Origin of the sequence: Pseudomonas sp. 6D_7.1_Bac1 (genome assembly GCF_025465945.1) — a bacterium.
GTDB lineage: Bacteria > Pseudomonadota > Gammaproteobacteria > Pseudomonadales > Pseudomonadaceae > Aquipseudomonas.
On the sequence record NZ_JANLNW010000052.1, the window covers coordinates 26,374 to 45,571 of the forward strand.

Genomic DNA, 19,198 nt, shown 5'->3' on the forward strand with positions numbered 1-19,198 from the left:
TGACCGCGTGATACCCATGTGGGAGCGAGCAGGCTCGCGATAGCGGTATAACATCAACGGATTCGTTGAATGTTAAGCCCTCATCGCGAGCAGGCTCGCTCCCACATTTGATTTCTGCGAAGTGATCGATATGAATCCGCCTGCGATTGATCTGCCCGCCAAGCTTCTCTTGAAGCTGGATGCTTGGTGCAGCGCCACCACCTGGCGCATCGCCTTCTCCGGTGGTCTCGACTCCACCGTTCTGCTGTACCTTCTTGCGCAACTCGCCAAAAGCCACTCCCTGCCCAGACTCAAGGCGATTCACATCCATCACGGCCTTCAGTCTGCGGCTGATGCGTGGCCGGGGCATTGTCAGTCGGTGTGTGATGCGCTGGGGGTGCCGTTGGAGGTGGTTCATGTTCGAGTCTTGCCCGGTGCGAGTCTGGAGCGCGCGGCCCGTGATGCGCGGTATCGCGCCTTTGTCGAGGCCACTCAAAGCAACGAGCTGCTACTGACGGCCCAGCACCGCGATGATCAGGCCGAAACCCTTTTGTTTCGTCTATTGCGTGGGGCAGGGGTGAGAGGATTGTCGGCGATCCCGCCGCAGCGTCCGCTGGGTCGTGGGCATTTGGTGCGGCCGTTGCTGGACGTCTCAAGGGCCGAACTCGAAGCTTATGCTGCTGAGCATCAATTGAGCTGGATTGAAGACCCTTCGAACGATGACCAGCAGTTCTCTCGCAATTACCTGCGCCATCAGATTTTTCCGGTGCTCACTCAGCGCTGGCCGCAGGCCCTGGCGACGATGGCCCGCAGCGCCGCGCATTTGAGTGAGGCACAGGGTTTGCTCGATGACCTGGCCGAGATGGATCTGGCTCATGCCGCAACCGTCAGCGAATTCGACTGGCTGGGCGTGCCGTCGCTGGAAATGGCTGCGCTTGAAAAGCTCTCCGCCGCTCGCCAACGCAACGCGCTCAGTCATTGGCTGACGCCGTTGACGCGCTTGCCGGACAGTGACCATTGGTCGGGTTGGGAGGACTTGCGCGATGCGACGCTGGATGCACGGCCGATCTGGCGTCTGGCTGATGGTCAATTGCATCGTGCCAGCGGGCGAATCTGGTGGCTGTCCGGCCATTGGCTGAACGTTCCCGGGCCAGCACCGCTTTGGACTGATCCGTCGACAGTGTTGTTGCTGCCCGATAACGGCCAGCTCGCCTTCAGTGGAGTCATTCCTGAAGGTGTGTTGAGCGTGCGCTACCGGCAGGGCGGTGAGGTCATGCAGTTGCCCGGGCGCGGGCATCGGGACCTCAAACGTTTGCTCAATGAAAGCGGCGTGCCGCTCTTCGCCCGTGGCAGATTGCCGCTGCTCTACTGCAATGAGCAATTGCTCGCGGTAGCAAACCTGCGTGGGCTCGACGGCAGCGGTCATTTGCAGTGGCAGCCAGTGATCAACGATCAAGGTTTGAGCTGAAAGGGGCTTTCCGGTAGACTACGCTCCCTTCTTGATACAACTTCTGTGGATTCATCTGAATTGCAGGAGTTGCCGATTACCAAGCAGTCTTTGCTGGGCGATTCCAAAAAATGTGTAGCGAGCAACGTACCGGTGATTCTTCTTCCGGTCTGTCCCAACGCGGCGGTTTTTTTGAAAGATGCACTGTAATTAATGCAGGTGATCGGGGGCTTCGGCCTTCCTTCGCTTTCCCCGGCGGCTCGGACCGCTTTAACGCAGACTTCTAGGGTTTTTCATGACGCGCTACATATTCGTCACGGGCGGTGTTGTTTCTTCATTGGGGAAAGGCATTGCATCGGCTTCATTGGCGGCCATCCTGGAGGCGCGGGGACTTAAGGTCACCATGCTCAAGCTGGACCCGTACATCAACGTTGACCCGGGCACCATGAGCCCGTTCCAGCATGGTGAAGTGTTCGTCACTCACGACGGCGCCGAGACCGACCTGGACCTGGGCCACTACGAGCGGTTCATCCGCACGACCATGACCCAGAACAACAACTTCACCACTGGCCGTGTCTACGAGCACGTCCTGCGCAAAGAGCGCCGTGGTGACTACCTGGGTGCAACCATCCAGGTGATTCCGCACATCACCGACGAAATCAAGCGCCGCATCATCAAGGGCGCAGGCGATGCCGACGTGGCGATGGTCGAGATCGGTGGCACCGTGGGTGACATCGAATCCCAACCGTTCCTCGAAGCCATCCGCCAATTGCGTTTCGAAGTCGGCGCCAAGCGCGCGATGCTGATGCACCTGACACTGGTGCCATACATCGCCACTGCAGGCGAAACCAAAACCAAGCCTACCCAGCACTCGGTCAAGGAACTGCGTTCCATCGGCCTGCAGCCAGACGTGCTGGTATGCCGTTCCGATCACCCGATCGATATCTCTTCGCGTCGCAAGATCGCGCAGTTCACCAACGTTGAAGAGCGTGCGGTCATTGCGTTGGAAGACGCCGACACCATCTACAAGATCCCGGGCATTCTGCACTCCCAGGGCCTGGATGATTTTGTCGTCGAGCGTTTCGGCCTGCAATGTGGCGGTGCCGATCTGTCCGAGTGGGAAGCCGTGGTCGATGCCAAGCTCAACCCGGAGCACGAAGTCACCATCGCCATGGTCGGCAAGTACATGGAACTGCTGGACGCCTACAAGTCGCTGATCGAAGCGATGAGTCACGCCGGCATCAGCAACCGCACCAAGGTCAATCTGCGCTACATCGATTCCGAAGACATCGAGAACCAGGGCACCGCGCTGCTTGAAGGCGTCGATGCGATTCTGGTTCCAGGCGGCTTCGGTCTGCGTGGCGTGGAAGGCAAGATCACTGCCGTTCAATACGCTCGCGAAAACAAGGTTCCGTACCTGGGTATCTGCCTGGGCATGCAAGTGGCCGTGATCGAGTTCGCTCGTAACGTGCTGGGCTGGAAAGACGCCAACTCCACCGAGTTCGATCGCGCCAGCGGCCACCCGGTCGTGGGGCTGATCACCGAGTGGGAAGATGCCACCGGCGCCGTTGAAACCCGTACCGAATCGTCCGATCTGGGCGGCACCATGCGTCTGGGTGCTCAGGACTGCCTGCTTGAAGCCGGCTCCCTGGTCCACGATTGCTATGCCAAGGACGTGATCGTCGAGCGTCATCGTCACCGCTACGAAGTGAACAACAAGCTGCTGCCACAACTGATCGAAGCCGGTCTGAAAATCTCCGGTCGTTCCGGTGATGGCGCGCTGGTTGAAGTGGTTGAAGCGCCGAACCACCCATGGTTTGTCGCTTGCCAGTTCCACCCGGAGTTCACCTCGACTCCGCGCGACGGTCACCCGTTGTTCAGCGGCTTCGTCAAAGCAGCTTTGGCTCAACACCAGAAGAAGGCTTGAACCTGATGGCTCAAAAGATCATCCGTGTAGGCAACATCGAAATCGCCAACGACAAACCGATGGTGCTGTTCGGTGGCATGAACGTGCTGGAAAACCGTGACATGGCGATGCAGGTCTGTGAAGAGTACGTAAAGGTCACCGAGAAACTCGGTATCCCTTATGTGTTCAAGGCCAGCTTCGACAAGGCCAACCGCTCGTCGGTAACTTCCTATCGAGGCCCCGGCCTCGAGGAAGGCATGCGGATTTTCCAGGACATCAAGCAAGCCTTTGGCGTGCCGATCATCACCGATGTCCATGAGCCTGAGCAGGCTGCGGTGGTTGCTGAAGTCTGCGACATCATCCAGTTGCCGGCCTTCCTGTCGCGCCAGACCGATCTGGTCGTCGCGATGGCCAGGACCGGCGCGGTGATCAACATCAAGAAAGCCCAGTTCCTCGCGCCTCAGGAAATGAAACACATCCTGAGCAAATGCGAAGAGGCCGGTAACGATCAGTTGATTCTCTGCGAGCGTGGTTCGAGCTTCGGCTACAACAACCTGGTGGTGGACATGCTCGGCTTCGGCATCATGAAGCAGTTCGAGTACCCGGTGTTCTTCGACGTGACCCACGCGCTGCAAATGCCGGGTGGTCGCTCCGATTCTGCCGGCGGCCGCCGCGCCCAGGTCACTGACCTGGCCAAGGCTGGCATGAGCCAGTCGCTGGCTGGCCTGTTCCTGGAGGCTCATCCGGATCCGGATAACGCCAAATGCGACGGCCCTTGTGCCTTGCGTCTGGACAAGCTGGAACCATTCCTGGCTCAGCTCAAGGCTCTGGACGAACTGGTGAAGAGTTTTCCGACGGTAGAAACCGCGTAATCTTCAATTCTCCGGTAAAGTACCGCACGATTTAACGCTCAGGCCCTCGGGCCTGAGCCTTATCGTCCGCAAGTCTGCCCGCTGCTTATCACTTGCCGACGGTAAAAGATTTCCTACAGCTGCGTCGTTTTCGTCAACTTTGGAGTGTTTACAACAATGGCAAAAATCGTCGACATCAAAGGTCGTGAAGTTCTCGACTCCCGTGGCAATCCCACCGTCGAAGCGGACGTGCTTCTCGATAACGGCATCATCGGCAGCGCCTGCGCGCCGTCCGGTGCTTCCACCGGTTCGCGCGAAGCGCTCGAGCTGCGTGATGGCGACAAGAGCCGTTACCTGGGCAAAGGTGTATTGAAGGCCGTGGCCAACATCAACGGTCCGATCCGCACCGCGCTGCTGGGTAAAGATCCGGTTGACCAGAAAGCCCTCGACCGCATCATGATCGAGCTGGACGGTACCGAGAACAAGGGCAGCCTGGGCGCCAACGCAATCCTCGCCGTGTCGCTGGCTGCTGCCAAAGCTGCCGCCCACGACCAGGACCTGCCGCTGTACGCACACATCGCCAACCTGAACGGTACCCCGGGTGTTTACTCGATGCCGGTTCCGATGATGAACATCATCAACGGTGGCGAGCACGCCGATAACAACGTCGACATCCAGGAGTTCATGGTTCAGCCGGTTGGCGCCAAGACTTTCTCGGAAGGTCTGCGCATGGGCACCGAGATTTTCCATCACCTCAAAGCGGTGCTGAAGGCTCGTGGCCTGAGCACTGCCGTGGGTGACGAAGGTGGTTTCGCACCGAACCTGGCGTCCAACGAAGATGCACTGAAAGTGATCTCCGAAGCCGTGGCCAATGCTGGCTACAAGCTGGGCACCGACGTGACCCTGGCTCTGGACTGCGCGGCCAGCGAATTCTACGAAGATGGCAAGTACAACCTGTCCGGTGAAGGCCAGGTGTTCACCGCCGAAGGTTTTGCCGACTACCTCAAAGGTCTGACCGAGCGTTACCCGATCATCTCCATTGAAGATGGCCTGGACGAGTCCGACTGGGCTGGCTGGAAAATCCTCACCGACAAGATCGGCGAAAAAACCCAGTTGGTGGGCGACGACCTGTTCGTGACCAACACCAAGATCCTGAAAGAAGGCATCGACAAGAAAATCGCCAACTCGATCCTGATCAAGTTCAACCAGATCGGCACCCTGACCGAAACCCTGGAAGCCATCCAGATGGCCAAGGCCGCCGGTTACACTGCCGTGATCTCGCACCGCTCCGGCGAAACCGAAGATTCGACCATTGCCGACCTGGCCGTGGGCACCTCGGCTGGCCAGATCAAAACCGGTTCGCTGTGCCGTTCCGATCGCGTTTCCAAGTACAACCAACTGCTGCGCATCGAAGAGCAATTGGGCGGCAAAGCCAAGTACAACGGTCGCAGCGAGTTCCGCGGCTGATTGGTAAATGGTAAAAAGACACCGGATTGTGTCGAAAAAATCGCAGCAGCGGGATTTTTGCCACTAATCTGATGCCTTATAAGTACGAGCCTGGTTCTTCCAGGCTTCGTGCGATCAGACGCTTCAAAGTTGGCACGGCTGTCTTTTTTCACTGGATACCTGATATTCGATGCGCAGTCCCTATTGGTTGTTTCTTGTCTTGCTCTTGCTGCTGGCTGGCCTGCAATACCGCCTGTGGGTAGGTAATGGCAGTCTGGCGCAAGTGGCCGAGCTGACTCAGCAGATCGCCGATCAGCACGCTGAGAACGAGGCGTTGCTGGAGCGCAATCGGGTCATGGACGCCGAAGTCAGTGAATTGAAAAAAGGCATGGAGACCGTTGAAGAGCGGGCTCGCCATGAGCTGGGCATGGTCAAGGACGGTGAAACCCTTTACCAGTTGGCTCAATGATGCACACGTTACCGGCCTTCTGGGCCGTGATTCCTGCCGCGGGCGTCGGTGCCCGTATGGCCGCGGACCGTCCCAAGCAGTATCTGCAACTGGGCGGGCGCACTATTCTCGAACACAGCCTTGGCTGTTTCCTCGATCATCCTGCCTTGAAAGGCCTGGTGGTTAGTCTTGCGATTGATGACCCTTATTGGCCGATTCTGGCCTGTGCTGCCGATCCGCGTATTCAGCGGGTGGACGGTGGCGAAGAGCGCTCGGGTTCGGTGCTGAACGCGTTGTTGCATTTGCACGCTCAAGGCGCTGCCGATGAAGACTGGGTACTGGTTCACGATGCAGCACGACCGAATCTGAGCCGTGGTGATCTCGACAAGTTGCTGTCGGAATTGGCTGACGATCCTGTCGGCGGGTTACTCGCAGTGCCTGCGCGTGACACGCTCAAGCGTGTGGACAAGCATGGTCGGGTACTTGAAACCGTTGACCGCAGTTTGATCTGGCAGGCGTACACGCCACAGATGTTTCGCCTTGGTGCCTTGCATCGGGCATTGGCGGACAGCCTGGTGGCGGATGTGGTAATCACCGATGAGGCTTCTGCCATGGAATGGTCCGGGCAGGCACCACGCTTGATTGAGGGGCGTTCGGACAATATCAAAGTGACTCGGCCTGAAGATCTCGATTGGTTGCGGCAACGATGGGCTAATCGCTGTTGATTGCAGATGGCCGATAGCCCATTTTTCGCCAGAAAGAATGTAATCAAGTTACGTGCTGCATGTTTGATTTAATTTATCACTTGGGGAGTTTTACTTTAACAGTTCCTTTCAGTTCGGAGTGGTAAAGGCCTTGATATTTGCCGTCAATATCAATAGTGATGTCGTAGTGGTGTTCTTGTTTTATAACATGTGTTTTTAGTGTTCCTTTATTGTAATGTGTTTCGGATTCTGGTTCAGGATTTGTGTAGTCGTAGTCGCCTATCAATATTGCCTCAAGAGAGTTCTCCAGGTTGTACGTTTTGGACTCCAGGCTATTTACCAAAATAAAAACGTTCGGAGCCGACATCACTACCGAAAAGCCATTATTCGCAGATCTTGCGGCAACAGCGTCAGTCTGAAAGCCCAGCTTTGCTTCGCCTTGGCCTTGACGATTTTTCAAAAGCTCTTTGGCTACTTCTTTATGCTCTTTCGAAATATCATTCATTATGCTCACCTCAATAAGTATTCTGGATTGATTGCAAATTACTTACAGTTGCCAATATCGGAATGATGAAGGCGTAGTAAGGAAAGCACGAAAATTTATCAACTCGCAACTGTCAGAGTTGACAGTTGTATTTTTGTTTTTTATGTGCTGGTGATTTTTAAGTTATAGATTGTTGATATTCCGCCATATTGGCGAGTTCTTCTTTTAGATAGTCCACCAACTTGCGCACCTTCGGCGACAAATGCCGCTGCTGCGGATACAGCGCCCACACCGCCGTATTCGGGGGTTGATGCGCCTCCAGCAGAGGCACCAACGCGCCGCTGTTCAAATGTTCCAGCACGTAATAATCCGGCAACTGACACAAACCCACACCTTGTAACGCCGCATCCAGCACCGCTTGCCCACTGTTACAGCGCCAATTGCCTTGCACCCTTTGGGAAAACTCTCTCCCATCCTGCTCCAATTGCCAGATATCCGAACTGCCGATCAAACAGTTGTGCCGGCTCAATTCGGACAAGCTGTGCGGTCGGCCATAACGTTCCAGGTAGGACGGCGAGGCACACAAGTACATGCGCCGCGGTGCCAGGCGCGTAGCCACCAGTCGCGAGTCTTGCAGGCGGCCGAGCCGAATCGCCAGGTCCAGGCCCTCGTGCACCAGATCAAGCGGGCGGTTGCTTAGCTCGATATCGACACGCAATTGCGGATAAAGCCCCATGAAGCTGGTCACCAGCGGCACGATGAAGCGCTCGCCATACGCCACCGCACAGGTCATGCGCAGCATGCCTTTGGGTTCGCTGGTCAGGTCGCCGACGGCACGCAAGGCTTCTTCGCGTCCATCCTGCAGGCGTTGGCAGTGTTGCAGGAAGGTTTGCCCGGCTTCGGTCAGCGTCACCCGGCGGGTACTGCGGTAAAGCAGGCGGGTTTGCAGGCGCTCTTCGAGCCGTACGATTTGTCGACTGATATGCGAAGACGAAACCCCAAGGCGTTCAGCGGCCGCCGTGAATTGGCTGCATTCGGCGACGGCCACGAACTCATCGATGCCTTCCCAGCGGTTCTCGGACATGAGGATTATCCCTGCACAGCAATAATGTTTTGCTTTCGGCTGGATTATTCATCGTCTGACGGTGTTTTACACTCCCGGTCTCGTTTTTATTCGCTGGAGAGTCAGGATGATCAAGTCGCGCGCTGCCGTTGCCTTCGAGGCCAAGAAACCCCTTGAGATCGTTGAAGTCGACGTCGCCATGCCCAAGGCGGGTGAAGTCCTGTTGCGGGTGGTCGCGTCCGGCGTTTGCCATACCGACGCCTACACCTTGTCGGGCTCTGACCCTGAAGGCATCTTCCCGTCGATCCTCGGCCACGAAGGTGGCGCGATTGTCGAAGCCATCGGCGAAGGTGTGACCTCGGTAGCGGTGGGCGATCACGTGATTCCGCTGTACACCCCGGAATGCGGCCAGTGCAAGTTCTGCAAGTCGGGCAAGACCAACCTCTGCCAGGCTATTCGTGCTACCCAGGGCAAAGGCCTGATGCCAGACGGCACCACGCGCTTCTCCTACAAAGGCCAGCCGATTTTCCATTACATGGGCACGTCGACCTTCTCCGAATACACCGTGTTGCCGGAAATCTCCGTCGCGAAGATCCCTAAAGAGGCGCCACTGGAAAAAGTCTGCCTGCTGGGCTGTGGCGTCACCACCGGTATCGGTGCGGTCATCAATACTGCCAAGGTCAAACCGGGCGACACCGTGGCCATCTTCGGGCTGGGCGGCATTGGTCTGTCAGCGGTCATTGGCGCGGTCAAAGCCCGCGCCGGGCGAATCATCGCCATCGACATCAATCCGGCCAAGTTCGAAATCGCCAAGCAGTTGGGCGCCACCGATTGTGTGAACCCGAAAGACTTCGACCGTCCAATCCAGGACGTGATCGTCGACATGACCGACGGCGGCGTCGACTTCTCCTTCGAGTGCATCGGCAATGTGCAGCTGATGCGTGCGGCGCTGGAGTGCTGTCACAAAGGTTGGGGCGAATCGGTAATCATCGGTGTTGCCGGTGCAGGCCAAGAGATCTCCACCCGTCCGTTCCAACTGGTCACCGGCCGTGTCTGGCGCGGTTCGGCATTCGGCGGCGTGCGCGGTCGCACGGAGTTGCCAAGCTACGTGGAAATGGCCCAGACCGGCGAAATTCCGTTGGATACGTTCATCACCCACACCATGGGTCTGGAGGACATCAACAAGGCATTCGACCTGATGCATGAAGGCAAAAGCATTCGCTCTGTCATCCATTTCTGAGGTCGGCCATGAGTCTGGAAAATCTCTCATGCCAGAAAAGCTTCGGTGGCTGGCATAAACGCTACAAGCATCATTCCGACGTGCTGGGCTGCGACATGGTGTTTGCCGTGTACCTGCCGCCGCAAGCGGAGCAGGGCGGCAAGCTGCCGGTGTTGTACTGGTTGTCGGGATTGACCTGCACCGACGAGAACTTCATGCACAAGGCCGGTGCGATGCGCATGGCGGCCGAGCTGGGGTTGATCATCGTCGCGCCAGATACCAGCCCCCGGGGCGCCGATGTTCCGGGCGACCCGGATGGCGCGTGGGATTTCGGTCTGGGGGCCGGGTTCTATCTGAATGCCACGCAGGAGCCTTGGGCCAAGCACTATCGGATGCATGACTACGTGGTGCAGGAATTGCCCGCGCTGGTCGAGGCGCATTTTCCGGCATCGGACAAACGTGGGGTCAGCGGCCACTCCATGGGTGGTCACGGCGCACTGGTCTGTGCCTTGCGCAACCCTGGGCGGTATCAGTCGGTTTCGGCTTTCGCACCCATCAACAATCCAATGGATTGCCCGTGGGGTCAGAAAGCGTTTTCGCGCTATTTGGGCGAAGAGCGTTCGAAATGGCGCGAATGGGATGCCAGCGTGCTGATCGCGGACGTCAGCGAAAAGCTGCCGTTGCTGGTGGATCAGGGTGATCGGGATGACTTCCTGGCCACCCAGCTCAAGCCGGAAGCACTGCAACAAGCGGCGAAACTTGCCGGCCATCCACTGACCTTGCGCCTGCAACCTGGCTACGACCACAGCTATTTCTTTATCGCCAGCTTCATTGATGATCACTTGCGACATCACGCACACGCTCTAGGCGCCTAAAGCAGGTAGAATCACGCCCTGACTAAATCGGGGCGTTTTTTTATGCGTATTGGCCACGGCTATGATGTGCACCGTTTCGCTGAAGGCGACTTCATCACTCTGGGCGGTGTGCCGATTGCACACAGCTTCGGGCTGCTTGCCCATTCCGACGGCGACGTCTTGCTGCATGCGTTGAGCGATGCCTTGCTCGGCGCAGCTGCGCTGGGTGATATCGGTAAACACTTTCCGGACACCGACCCGCAATTCAAAGGCGCTGACAGTCGCGTACTGTTGCGTCACGTTGTCGCACTGATCCACGCCAAGGGCTGGAAGGTCGGCAATGTCGATAACACCATCGTTGCCCAGGCACCGAAAATGGCCCCGCATATCGAATCGATGCGCGCACTGATTGCCGCGGATCTTCAAGTTGAGTTGGATCAAGTGAACGTGAAAGCTACCACCACCGAAAAGCTTGGCTTTGTCGGTCGCGAAGAAGGCATTGCCGTGCACTCCGTTGCCTTGTTGCTGCGCGCATGAATGAACTGCAACTGCTCGGCCCGCGCGCCTACGGCGATGCCCTTGGCACCGCCGTACTGAAAGCCATCGCTGAAGATTTCCAGGTCGATGAAGTCCTCGACATTCCGCTGACCGGCGAAGGCGAACACCTGTGGATCTGGGTGGAAAAGCGCGGTCTGAACACTGAAGAGGCGGCCCGTCGGATTGCCAAGGCTGCAGGCGTGCCACTGCGCACCGTCAGTTATGCCGGACTGAAAGATCGCCAGGCACTGACTCGCCAGTGGTTCAGCGTGCAATTGCCCGGCAAGGCCGATCCTGACTTGTCAGCGGCGGAAAACGACACGCTGAAAATCCTCAAGACTGCACGGCACAAACGCAAGCTGCAGCGCGGTGCGCATTCGGCCAACGGCTTTACCTTGCGTCTGACTCAGTTCGCTGGCGACAAGGACGCCATCGAAGCGCGTCTGCAACTGATCGCCAAACAAGGCGTTCCCAATTATTTCGGCGCCCAGCGTTTCGGCCATAACGGCGGCAACGTGGTGGATGCCCGTGACTGGGCGGCCCGCAAAGCCTTGCCAGAGCAACGCAACGTACGTTCGCGTTTGCTCTCTACCGCGCGCAGCTTTTTGTTTAATCAGGTGCTGGCGGCGCGAGTCGCCGATGGCAGTTGGCAGCGCGCCCAGGTGGGCGACTTGCTGGCATTCACCGACAGCCGCAGCTTCTTCCCGGCCGGTGTTGCCGAGTGCAGTGACCCGCGTCTGGCGATTCTCGACCTGCACCCGACCGGGCCACAGTGGGGCGAGGGCGAGTCACCCGCCACCGGTGCGACTCATGAGCTGGAGCAACAGATCGCGGCGCGCGAAGCGGATCTGCGCGATTGGTTGATAAACGCTGGAATGAGCCATGAACGTCGCATCCTGCGGCTGCCCATTGGCGGGTTGACGTGGCATTATCCCGAACCTGACATTCTGCAACTGGAATTCGTCCTTCCGGCCGGATGCTTCGCCACCGTATTGGTGCGTGAACTCGTCGATCTGGTGCCGGTGGGGCAGACGGACAGCCCATGCGTATTCTGATTTCTAACGACGATGGGGTAACAGCACCCGGTCTCGCCGCGCTTTATGCTGCGCTGGCGGATTACACCGAGTGCGTGGTTATCGCCCCGGACCAGGACAAAAGCGGCGCCAGCAGTTCGCTGACGCTCGACCGTCCGTTACACCCACAAACGTTGGCCAATGGCTTTATCAGCCTCAATGGCACACCGACCGACTGCGTGCACCTGGGCCTCAACGGTTTGCTGGAACATGAGCCGGATATGGTGGTTTCGGGGATCAACCTGGGGGCCAACCTGGGTGACGACGTGCTGTATTCCGGCACGGTCGCGGCGGCGCTCGAAGGGCGTTTCCTCGCGCTGCCATCCTTTGCCTTTTCGCTGGTATCGCGGCAAGTGGAAAACTTGCCGACGGCGGCCTACTTTGCGCGCAAACTGGTAGAAGCTCATGCCGAGCTTGATTTGCCACCGCGCACGGTGCTGAACGTGAACATTCCTAATCTGCCTCTGGATCACATTCGAGGCATCCAGCTGACCCGTCTCGGCCACCGCGCCCGTGCAGCGGCACCGATGAAAGTGGTCGACCCGCGCGGAAAGTCCGGCTACTGGATTGCCGCGGCCGGCGATGCGGAAGATGGCGGACCGGGCACGGATTTCCACGCGGTGATGCAGGGGTATGTCTCGATCACCCCGCTGCAACTCGATCGCACCTTCAATGATGCCTTTGGACGTCTCGATGGCTGGCTGGAGGGGCTGCGCTGATGGCTCGTGAACAAGACGATATTCTGCATCGTGGTATCGGGATGACCTCCCAGCGCACGCGCGAACGGCTGATCCAGCGTCTGTATGAGGAAGGCCTGTCCAACGCCAAAGTGCTGGAGGTGATTCGTCGTACACCACGCCATCTGTTTGTTGATGAAGCCTTGGCGCACCGAGCCTACGAAGACACGGCATTGCCGATTGGCCATAACCAGACCATTTCCCAGCCTTATATGGTGGCTCGCATGAGCGAGTTGCTGCTGGAGGCCGGCCCTCTGGATAAAGTGCTGGAGATTGGCACCGGGTCCGGTTACCAGACAGCGGTGTTGTCGCAATTGGTCGAGCGGGTGTTTTCCGTCGAGCGCATCAAGGTCCTGCAGGATCGGGCCAAGGAGCGCCTGGTCGAGTTGAACCTGCGCAACGTGGTGTTTCGCTGGGGCGATGGCTGGGAAGGGTGGCCGGCGCTGGCACCGTATAACGGCATTATCGTCACCGCGGCGGCAACTGATGTACCTCAGGCGCTGCTTGATCAGTTGGCGCCGGGTGGGCGCCTGGTGATTCCGGTTGGTTCAGGGGAGGTTCAGCAATTAATGTTGATCATCCGTGAAGAACAGGGCTTTTCCAGGCGCGTTTTGGGGGGGGTACGCTTCGTGCCATTGCTCCATGGGCCACTGGCTTAAGCATTTATTCAAAGACGCTGAATTCTGTTCGATTGCCTTGGTCTTACAGCGGCATCGATCAGTTAAACGCGGTTGAACAGCGGTTAGCAAACGTGTGCGTGTGTCGACTTCGCTTTGCCGACGGTAAAGCCCGAACGGCCAGTTATACTTGCGACATTTCATGCCTGAACACGGCGATTTTTATCTTCAACCACCACAAAGGGAGCGGCGGGTGAGTCTCACAGTCATTGCGCAGCGTATCGGTACAACAAGCTTTCAGCGCCTGGTGACTGGCCTTGTCTTGAGTTCCTTGTTGGTCGGTTGCTCCAGCACGCGTTCGAGCGATGTGCGAGTGGTCGATCGTAATAATGCAGCAGCCCAGCGGCCCGCAGTAACCACTGGCCAATACGTAGTCCGTCGCGGCGATACCCTGTTCTCGATCGCCTTTCGCTACGGCTGGGACTACAAGGCCCTGGCGGCGCGCAACAACATTCCTACGCCTTACACCATCCATCCAGGTCAGACGATTCGCTTCGACGGGCGTACCGGTTCAACACCGACCGCCGTGGCTTCCGAGTCCGGAACAACCGCTTCGTCTTCGAGCAAATTCACCGTAACCCGGCGTCCGGCATCGGGTGCGAGCCCCTCCAAGGAGACGGCTGCACCGTCCGTCGCAAACAAACCAGCCCCTGCGCCACTGCCTCCTGCAGGGCCCGCGCCGACAGGCTGGGGATGGCCATCTAGTGGCATTCTGATTGGAAAATTCTCTTCAAACGGTAGTTTGAATAAAGGAATTGATATCGCCGGGGATTTGGGACAGCCTGTTTTAGCTGCGTCTGATGGGACGGTGGTTTACGCCGGGAGTGGCTTGCGGGGCTACGGTGAGCTCGTCATCATCAAACACAGCGATACCTACGTCAGTGCCTACGGTCATAACCGCAGGTTGTTGGTTCGGGAGGGACAGCAGGTCAAAGTCGGACAGACAATTGCCGAAATGGGGTCAACGGGTACAGACCGGGTGAAACTGCATTTTGAGATTCGCCGACAAGGTAAACCTGTAGATCCGCTGCAATTCCTGCCACGTCGTTGAACTGTTACCAGCCTGTTCCGTCACGTAGAGGGAACAGGCTCCAGCGTTGCCAAGGATAAAGGCGCCGCTTGAGCTTGAGGTCGAACTCACCAAAGGACTATAACAATGGCTCTCAGTAAAGAAGTGCCGGAGTTTGACATCGACGATGAGGTTCTCCTGATGGAGGCCGGCGTCGCATCGGATGAGATGTCGAATGAAGGGTTAGCTACGCCTTCGGTTCGTGCCAAATCCAAGCACTCCGCAACACTTAAGCAGCACAAGTACATCGACTACACCCGGGCGCTCGATGCAACTCAGCTGTACCTCAATGAAATCGGCTTTTCCCCCTTGTTGTCACCGGAAGAAGAAGTTCATTTTGCGCGCCTGTCGCAAAGTGGCGATCCGGCTGGGCGCAAGCGCATGATTGAAAGTAACCTGCGACTGGTGGTGAAAATCGCCCGGCGCTATGTCAATCGTGGGCTGTCACTGCTCGACCTGATCGAAGAGGGCAACCTCGGGCTGATCCGGGCAGTGGAAAAGTTCGATCCAGAGCGCGGCTTCCGCTTTTCGACCTACGCTACCTGGTGGATCCGCCAGACTATCGAGCGTGCGATCATGAATCAGACCCGGACCATCCGGTTGCCGATTCATGTGGTCAAAGAGCTCAACGTCTACCTTCGGGCAGCACGAGAGCTGACGCAAAAGCTCGATCATGAACCCTCACCCGAAGAAATCGCCAACCTGCTGGAAAAACCGGTGGGAGAGGTCAAGCGCATGCTGGGCCTGAACGAGCGGGTTTCTTCGGTCGACGTCTCGCTGGGTCCGGATTCGGATAAAACCCTGCTGGACACCCTCACCGATGACCGCCCTACCGATCCTTGTGAGCTGCTTCAGGACGATGACCTGTCGCAGAGCATCGATCAGTGGCTCTCGGAGCTGACGGACAAACAGCGCGAGGTGGTGATCCGCCGCTTCGGTCTGCGCGGCCACGAGAGCAGTACGCTGGAAGACGTAGGCCTGGAGATTGGCCTGACCCGTGAACGGGTCAGACAGATTCAGGTTGAAGGTCTGAAACGCCTGCGTGAAATCCTTGAGAAGAATGGCCTGTCGAGCGAGTCGCTGTTCCAGTAACAGGAACGCGTTCGCCCGAACAACAATAAGCCCCGTCTGTTTCGGGGCTTTTTGTTGTTCGCAGATTAATGCGGTGTCTAACCTTTGTAAGTGCTAATTGGACTCTTTCGCAGGTTAGCGTAAGCCATGGCTTACTCTCTCGTAAGTGTTCGGTTTTTCCACCGGGTAGTGGTCGTCTATTTTTGCTTGGGTTATTTTTTAAATTGTTGATTTTTAAGGATATTTTTTACGATTAAACACGTCGTTACACCAGGATTTCCCCGTGACGGGTGATTGCTCTTGTCGGGGAACTCTTTAGTATCAGCCCTGTGTCGACGGATAGACACAGCCATCAAGGATGATGGTCAAGGAACATCGCAGGGACGTGATTCATCAGGACGATGAAAAGGAACACAGGGAATAGGGAAAAAATGTGGGCGGGTCATACCGCCCCTTTTTTTGTCTGCAGAAAAGGATCGCAATCTCTGAAATGCAAAAAGGCCCACAAAGGGCCTTTTCGAGAGCGCAGCAATGATCAGCGAGCGAGGTCTTTGATCTTGCCTTTAACACCATCAAACTCCGCTGCATCTGGCAGCGGATCTTTCTTCTCAGTGATGTTGGGCCAGATCTCGGCCAGATCAACGTTCAACTGAATGAATTCTTTCATCTCATCCGGGACTTCGTCTTCGGAGAAGATGGCCACGGCAGGGCATTCTGGCTCGCACAGGGCGCAGTCGATGCACTCATCCGGGTGAATCACCAGGAAGTTCGGGCCTTCGTAAAAGCAGTCCACCGGACACACTTCTACGCAGTCGGTGTACTTGCACTTGATGCAGTTGTCGGTGACGACGAAGGTCATTTCTAATTCTCTCCTCAGGCGGCGGCTTGCTGCGCCCCTTCACGGAGGGGTCGCCAGGTTTGGGAGCGATAGTCTGCAAGCAGGCTAAGCCTGCAGCATCCCAAACCGCGCGAGATTCTAACAGCTTGCAGGCAAGTGCGTTAGATCCGTGTCTTTAATGTATAGAGCATTTCAAGCGCCCTACGCGGGGTCATGTCATCCAGGTCGAGCTTGGTCAGTTCATCCAGCACTGGATGCGGCAGGCTGGCGAACATATCGCTCTGTTGCGGCGCGGCCGGCTTGCCTTTGATTGGCTTCGCAGTTTCGTGAGGCAGCGCGGTGGCTTCCAGTCGACCGAGGTGCTCGCGAGCACGCACGATGACCTCGGTTGGCACGCCGGCCAGTTGCGCAACCGCCAGCCCGTAACTCTGGCTGGCCGGGCCTGGCAGTACGTGGTGGAGGAACACAATGCGCTCGTTATGCTCGGTGGCGTTGAGGTGGACGTTGGCCACCAGCGGCTGGCTTTCCGGCAGCACCGTCAGCTCGAAGTAGTGGGTGGCAAACAGCGTGTAGGCGCGCAGTTGAGCCAGGCGCTCGGCCGCCGCCCACGCCAGCGACAGGCCGTCGAAGGTGCTGGTGCCGCGGCCGACTTCGTCCATCAGCACCAGGCTGCGCTCGGTGGCGTTGTGCAGGATGTTCGCGGTTTCGCTCATCTCGACCATGAAGGTCGAACGGCCACCGGCCAGGTCATCGCTGGAACCGATCCGGGTGAAAATCCGGTCCACCAGCGACAATTCGCAACTGGCTGCCGGCACGAAGCTACCGATATGCGCCAGCAGCACAATCAGTGCAGTTTGCCGCATGTAAGTGGATTTACCACCCATGTTCGGGCCGGTAATCACCAGCATCCGCGTGCTGTCGTCCAGGCTCAGGTCATTGGCCACGAACGGCGTGGTCAATACTTGTTCGACCACCGGGTGACGACCCTGGCTGATACGCATGCACGGTTCGCTGACGAACCGTGGGCAGTTCAGGTCCAGGTTCAGCGCGCGCTCGGCCAGGTTGCTCAAGACGTCCAGCTCGGCCAGTGCCGCGGCGGTATCCTGCAGCGGTGGCAGTTGGCCGATCAGGTCCTCGAGCAGAGCTTCGTAAAGCATTTTCTCGCGGGCCAATGCACGGCTCTTGGCCGACAGCGCCTTGTCTTCGAAGGCTTTGAGTTCTGGCGTGATGAAACGCTCGGCACCCTTGAGCGTCTGGCGACGGATGTAATCGGCTGGCGCCTGTTCCGCCTGCTTGCTTGGCAGCTCGATGAAGTAACCGTGAATCCGGTTGTAGCCGACTTTCAGGTTAGCCAGGCCGGTGCGGGCCTTCTCGCGGGCTTCGAGGTCGATCAGGAACTGTCCGGCGTTTTCGCTCAGCGATTGCAGCTCGTCGAGCTCGGCGTCGTAACCGGTTTTCAACACGCCACCGTCACGGATCACCGCAGGCGGGTTGTCGATGATGGCTTTTTCCAGCAGCGCTGCCAGTTCCGGGTAGGTGCTGGTGGTCGTTGCCAGTTGATTGAGATGCGGCGCTTCAAGCTCGGTCATTGCCACCTGCAGCTCGGGCAGGGCACCGAGTGCGTCACGCAGGCGAGCCAGGTCACGAGGGCGGGCGTTACGCAGGCCGATACGCGCCAGAATCCGCTCGATGTCACCGATTTCCTTCAACTGCGGTTGCAGTTTCTCGAAGCGGTAACCGTCCAGCAGGCAAGTGATCGAGCTTTGCCGCGCTTGCAAGACCTGCAAGTCGCGCAGCGGGCGGTTCAGCCAACGGGTCAGCAAACGGCTGCCCATGGCGGTCTGGCAACGGTCGACGACCGATTGCAGGGTATTTTCGCGGCCACCGGCGAGGTTGGTGTCCAGTTCCAGGTTGCGACGACTCGCGCCGTCCAGCACCACGGTATCGTCCAGGCGCTCATGACGCAGGCTGCGCAAATGCGGCAGGGCAGTGCGCTGGGTTTCCTTGGCGTAGCTCAACAGGCAGCCGGCGGCGCCGATGGCCAGGGTCAGGTTCTCGCAGCCGAAACCTTTGAGATCCTGAGTGGAAAATTGTTGGCAAAGACTTTTCAGCGCCGAATCACGCTCGAAATCCCACGGTGCGCGACGACGAACGCCACGACGTTTCTCGGCGGGCAAGTCTTTTGGCCAGTCATCCGGAATCATCAGCTCGACCGGATTGACCCGCTCCAGCTCCGCCAGCAGGTTTTCCCAGCCCTTGATTTCCAGCACGCTGAAGTTGCCGCTGGTGATGTCCAGCACGGCCAGGCCGAACAGACGCTCATCACCCAGCACGGCGGCGATCAGGTTGTCGCGACGCTCATCCAGCAGCGCTTCATCGCTGACGGTGCCAGGGGTGATGATCCTTACGACCTGACGATCCACCGGGCCTTTGCTGGTCGCCGGGTCGCCGACCTGCTCACAGATCACCACCGACTCACCGAGCTTGACCAGTTTCGCCAGGTAACCTTCCGCAGCGTGGTAAGGAATCCCGCACATCGGAATCGCCTGCCCGGCCGACTGCCCACGGGCGGTGAGGGTAATGTCCAGCAACTTGGCGGCCTTCTTCGCGTCCTCATAGAAGATCTCGTAGAAGTCACCCATGCGGTAGAACATCAACTGGTCAGGGTGCTGGTTCTTCAGACGCCAGTACTGCTGCATCATCGGGGTGTGGCTGGAGAGGTCCATATTCAAGGGGCTTTGCTCTGTCTGTCGATATGACAATGGTCAAACGTCTAATAGTACAGGGATTTTTTT

General features: G+C 57.9%; 18 protein-coding genes. 14 read left to right on the plus strand and 4 right to left on the minus strand.

What is annotated here, in order from left to right; genetic code table 11:
- The first annotated feature begins 130 nt into the window (after nt 1–130).
- From tilS to ispD, 6 genes are all read left to right on the plus strand, one after another.
- The gene (tilS, locus tag NTD87_RS13120) at nt 131–1,447 is read left to right on the plus strand and encodes a tRNA lysidine(34) synthetase TilS (protein WP_262114374.1); all 1,317 of its coding nucleotides are present in this window, start codon (nt 131–133) and stop codon (nt 1,445–1,447) included.
- 274 nt (nt 1,448–1,721) lie between these two features.
- The gene (locus NTD87_RS13125; protein WP_123428482.1) at nt 1,722–3,353 is read left to right on the plus strand and encodes a CTP synthase; all 1,632 of its coding nucleotides are present in this window, start codon (nt 1,722–1,724) and stop codon (nt 3,351–3,353) included.
- Nucleotides 3,354–3,358: 5 nt separating this feature from the next.
- Entirely contained in the window at nt 3,359–4,204 is an 846-nt protein-coding gene (gene kdsA / locus NTD87_RS13130) for a 3-deoxy-8-phosphooctulonate synthase (RefSeq protein WP_262114375.1), read from the plus strand.
- A gap of 156 nt (nt 4,205–4,360) precedes the next feature.
- A complete protein-coding gene (eno, locus tag NTD87_RS13135; protein ID WP_123428478.1) occupies nt 4,361–5,650 on the plus strand; it encodes a phosphopyruvate hydratase in 1,290 nt (429 codons plus the stop codon).
- 169 nt (nt 5,651–5,819) lie between these two features.
- Nucleotides 5,820–6,098 carry a cell division protein FtsB gene (gene ftsB, locus NTD87_RS13140; RefSeq protein ID WP_262114376.1) on the plus strand — a complete coding sequence of 93 codons (279 nt, stop codon included), beginning with the start codon at nt 5,820–5,822 and terminating at the stop codon, nt 6,096–6,098.
- On the plus strand, nt 6,095–6,802 hold the full coding sequence (gene ispD, locus NTD87_RS13145; protein WP_262114377.1) for a 2-C-methyl-D-erythritol 4-phosphate cytidylyltransferase: 708 nt from the start codon (nt 6,095–6,097) through the stop codon (nt 6,800–6,802). The genes ftsB and ispD overlap by 4 nt, the downstream gene beginning before the upstream one ends.
- Nucleotides 6,803–6,878: 76 nt before the next feature.
- On the opposite strand, the gene NTD87_RS13150 is transcribed toward ispD, so the two are convergent.
- The gene (locus NTD87_RS13150) at nt 6,879–7,286 is read right to left on the minus strand and encodes a hypothetical protein (protein WP_262114378.1); all 408 of its coding nucleotides are present in this window, start codon (nt 7,284–7,286) and stop codon (nt 6,879–6,881) included.
- 157 nt (nt 7,287–7,443) lie between these two features.
- Nucleotides 7,444–8,349 carry a LysR substrate-binding domain-containing protein gene (locus tag NTD87_RS13155; RefSeq protein WP_262114379.1) on the minus strand — a complete coding sequence of 302 codons (906 nt, stop codon included), beginning with the start codon at nt 8,347–8,349 and terminating at the stop codon, nt 7,444–7,446.
- A 106-nt stretch (nt 8,350–8,455) separates the two neighbouring features.
- Between NTD87_RS13155 and NTD87_RS13160 the strand changes: the two genes are divergently transcribed.
- The 8 genes from NTD87_RS13160 to rpoS all read left to right on the plus strand — a co-directional run bounded on the left by NTD87_RS13160 (nt 8,456) and on the right by rpoS (nt 15,586).
- The gene (locus tag NTD87_RS13160; protein WP_262114380.1) at nt 8,456–9,568 is read left to right on the plus strand and encodes an S-(hydroxymethyl)glutathione dehydrogenase/class III alcohol dehydrogenase; all 1,113 of its coding nucleotides are present in this window, start codon (nt 8,456–8,458) and stop codon (nt 9,566–9,568) included.
- Between the two features lie 8 nt (nt 9,569–9,576).
- Nucleotides 9,577–10,422: an S-formylglutathione hydrolase gene (fghA, locus tag NTD87_RS13165; RefSeq protein ID WP_262114381.1), complete on the plus strand. Its 846-nt coding sequence runs from the start codon at nt 9,577–9,579 to the stop codon at nt 10,420–10,422.
- A 42-nt stretch (nt 10,423–10,464) separates the two neighbouring features.
- Nucleotides 10,465–10,938 (plus strand): 2-C-methyl-D-erythritol 2,4-cyclodiphosphate synthase, encoded by a 474-nt coding sequence (gene ispF / locus NTD87_RS13170; RefSeq protein ID WP_262114382.1) that lies wholly within the window; start codon nt 10,465–10,467, stop codon nt 10,936–10,938.
- Nucleotides 10,935–11,993: a tRNA pseudouridine(13) synthase TruD gene (gene truD / locus NTD87_RS13175; protein WP_262114383.1), complete on the plus strand. Its 1,059-nt coding sequence runs from the start codon at nt 10,935–10,937 to the stop codon at nt 11,991–11,993. Before ispF ends, truD begins: the two co-directional genes overlap by 4 nt.
- On the plus strand, nt 11,981–12,730 hold the full coding sequence (surE, locus tag NTD87_RS13180) for a 5'/3'-nucleotidase SurE (RefSeq protein ID WP_262114384.1): 750 nt from the start codon (nt 11,981–11,983) through the stop codon (nt 12,728–12,730). Before truD ends, surE begins: the two co-directional genes overlap by 13 nt.
- Before the next feature lie 41 nt (nt 12,731–12,771).
- Nucleotides 12,772–13,407, plus strand: coding sequence for a protein-L-isoaspartate(D-aspartate) O-methyltransferase (locus NTD87_RS13185; RefSeq protein WP_262114677.1), 636 nt, complete (start codon nt 12,772–12,774; stop codon nt 13,405–13,407).
- 211 nt (nt 13,408–13,618) lie between these two features.
- Nucleotides 13,619–14,476 carry a peptidoglycan DD-metalloendopeptidase family protein gene (locus NTD87_RS13190; RefSeq protein WP_262114678.1) on the plus strand — a complete coding sequence of 286 codons (858 nt, stop codon included), beginning with the start codon at nt 13,619–13,621 and terminating at the stop codon, nt 14,474–14,476.
- A 105-nt stretch (nt 14,477–14,581) separates the two neighbouring features.
- Nucleotides 14,582–15,586, plus strand: coding sequence for an RNA polymerase sigma factor RpoS (gene rpoS / locus NTD87_RS13195; protein ID WP_262114385.1), 1,005 nt, complete (start codon nt 14,582–14,584; stop codon nt 15,584–15,586).
- Nucleotides 15,587–16,100: 514 nt separating this feature from the next.
- On the opposite strand, the gene fdxA is transcribed toward rpoS, so the two are convergent.
- Complete coding sequence (gene fdxA, locus NTD87_RS13200; protein WP_123428456.1) at nt 16,101–16,424, minus strand: ferredoxin FdxA; 324 nt, start codon at nt 16,422–16,424, stop codon at nt 16,101–16,103.
- A 140-nt stretch (nt 16,425–16,564) separates the two neighbouring features.
- The gene (mutS, locus tag NTD87_RS13205) at nt 16,565–19,129 is read right to left on the minus strand and encodes a DNA mismatch repair protein MutS (protein ID WP_262114680.1); all 2,565 of its coding nucleotides are present in this window, start codon (nt 19,127–19,129) and stop codon (nt 16,565–16,567) included.
- Between the last annotated feature and the right edge of the window lie 69 nt (nt 19,130–19,198).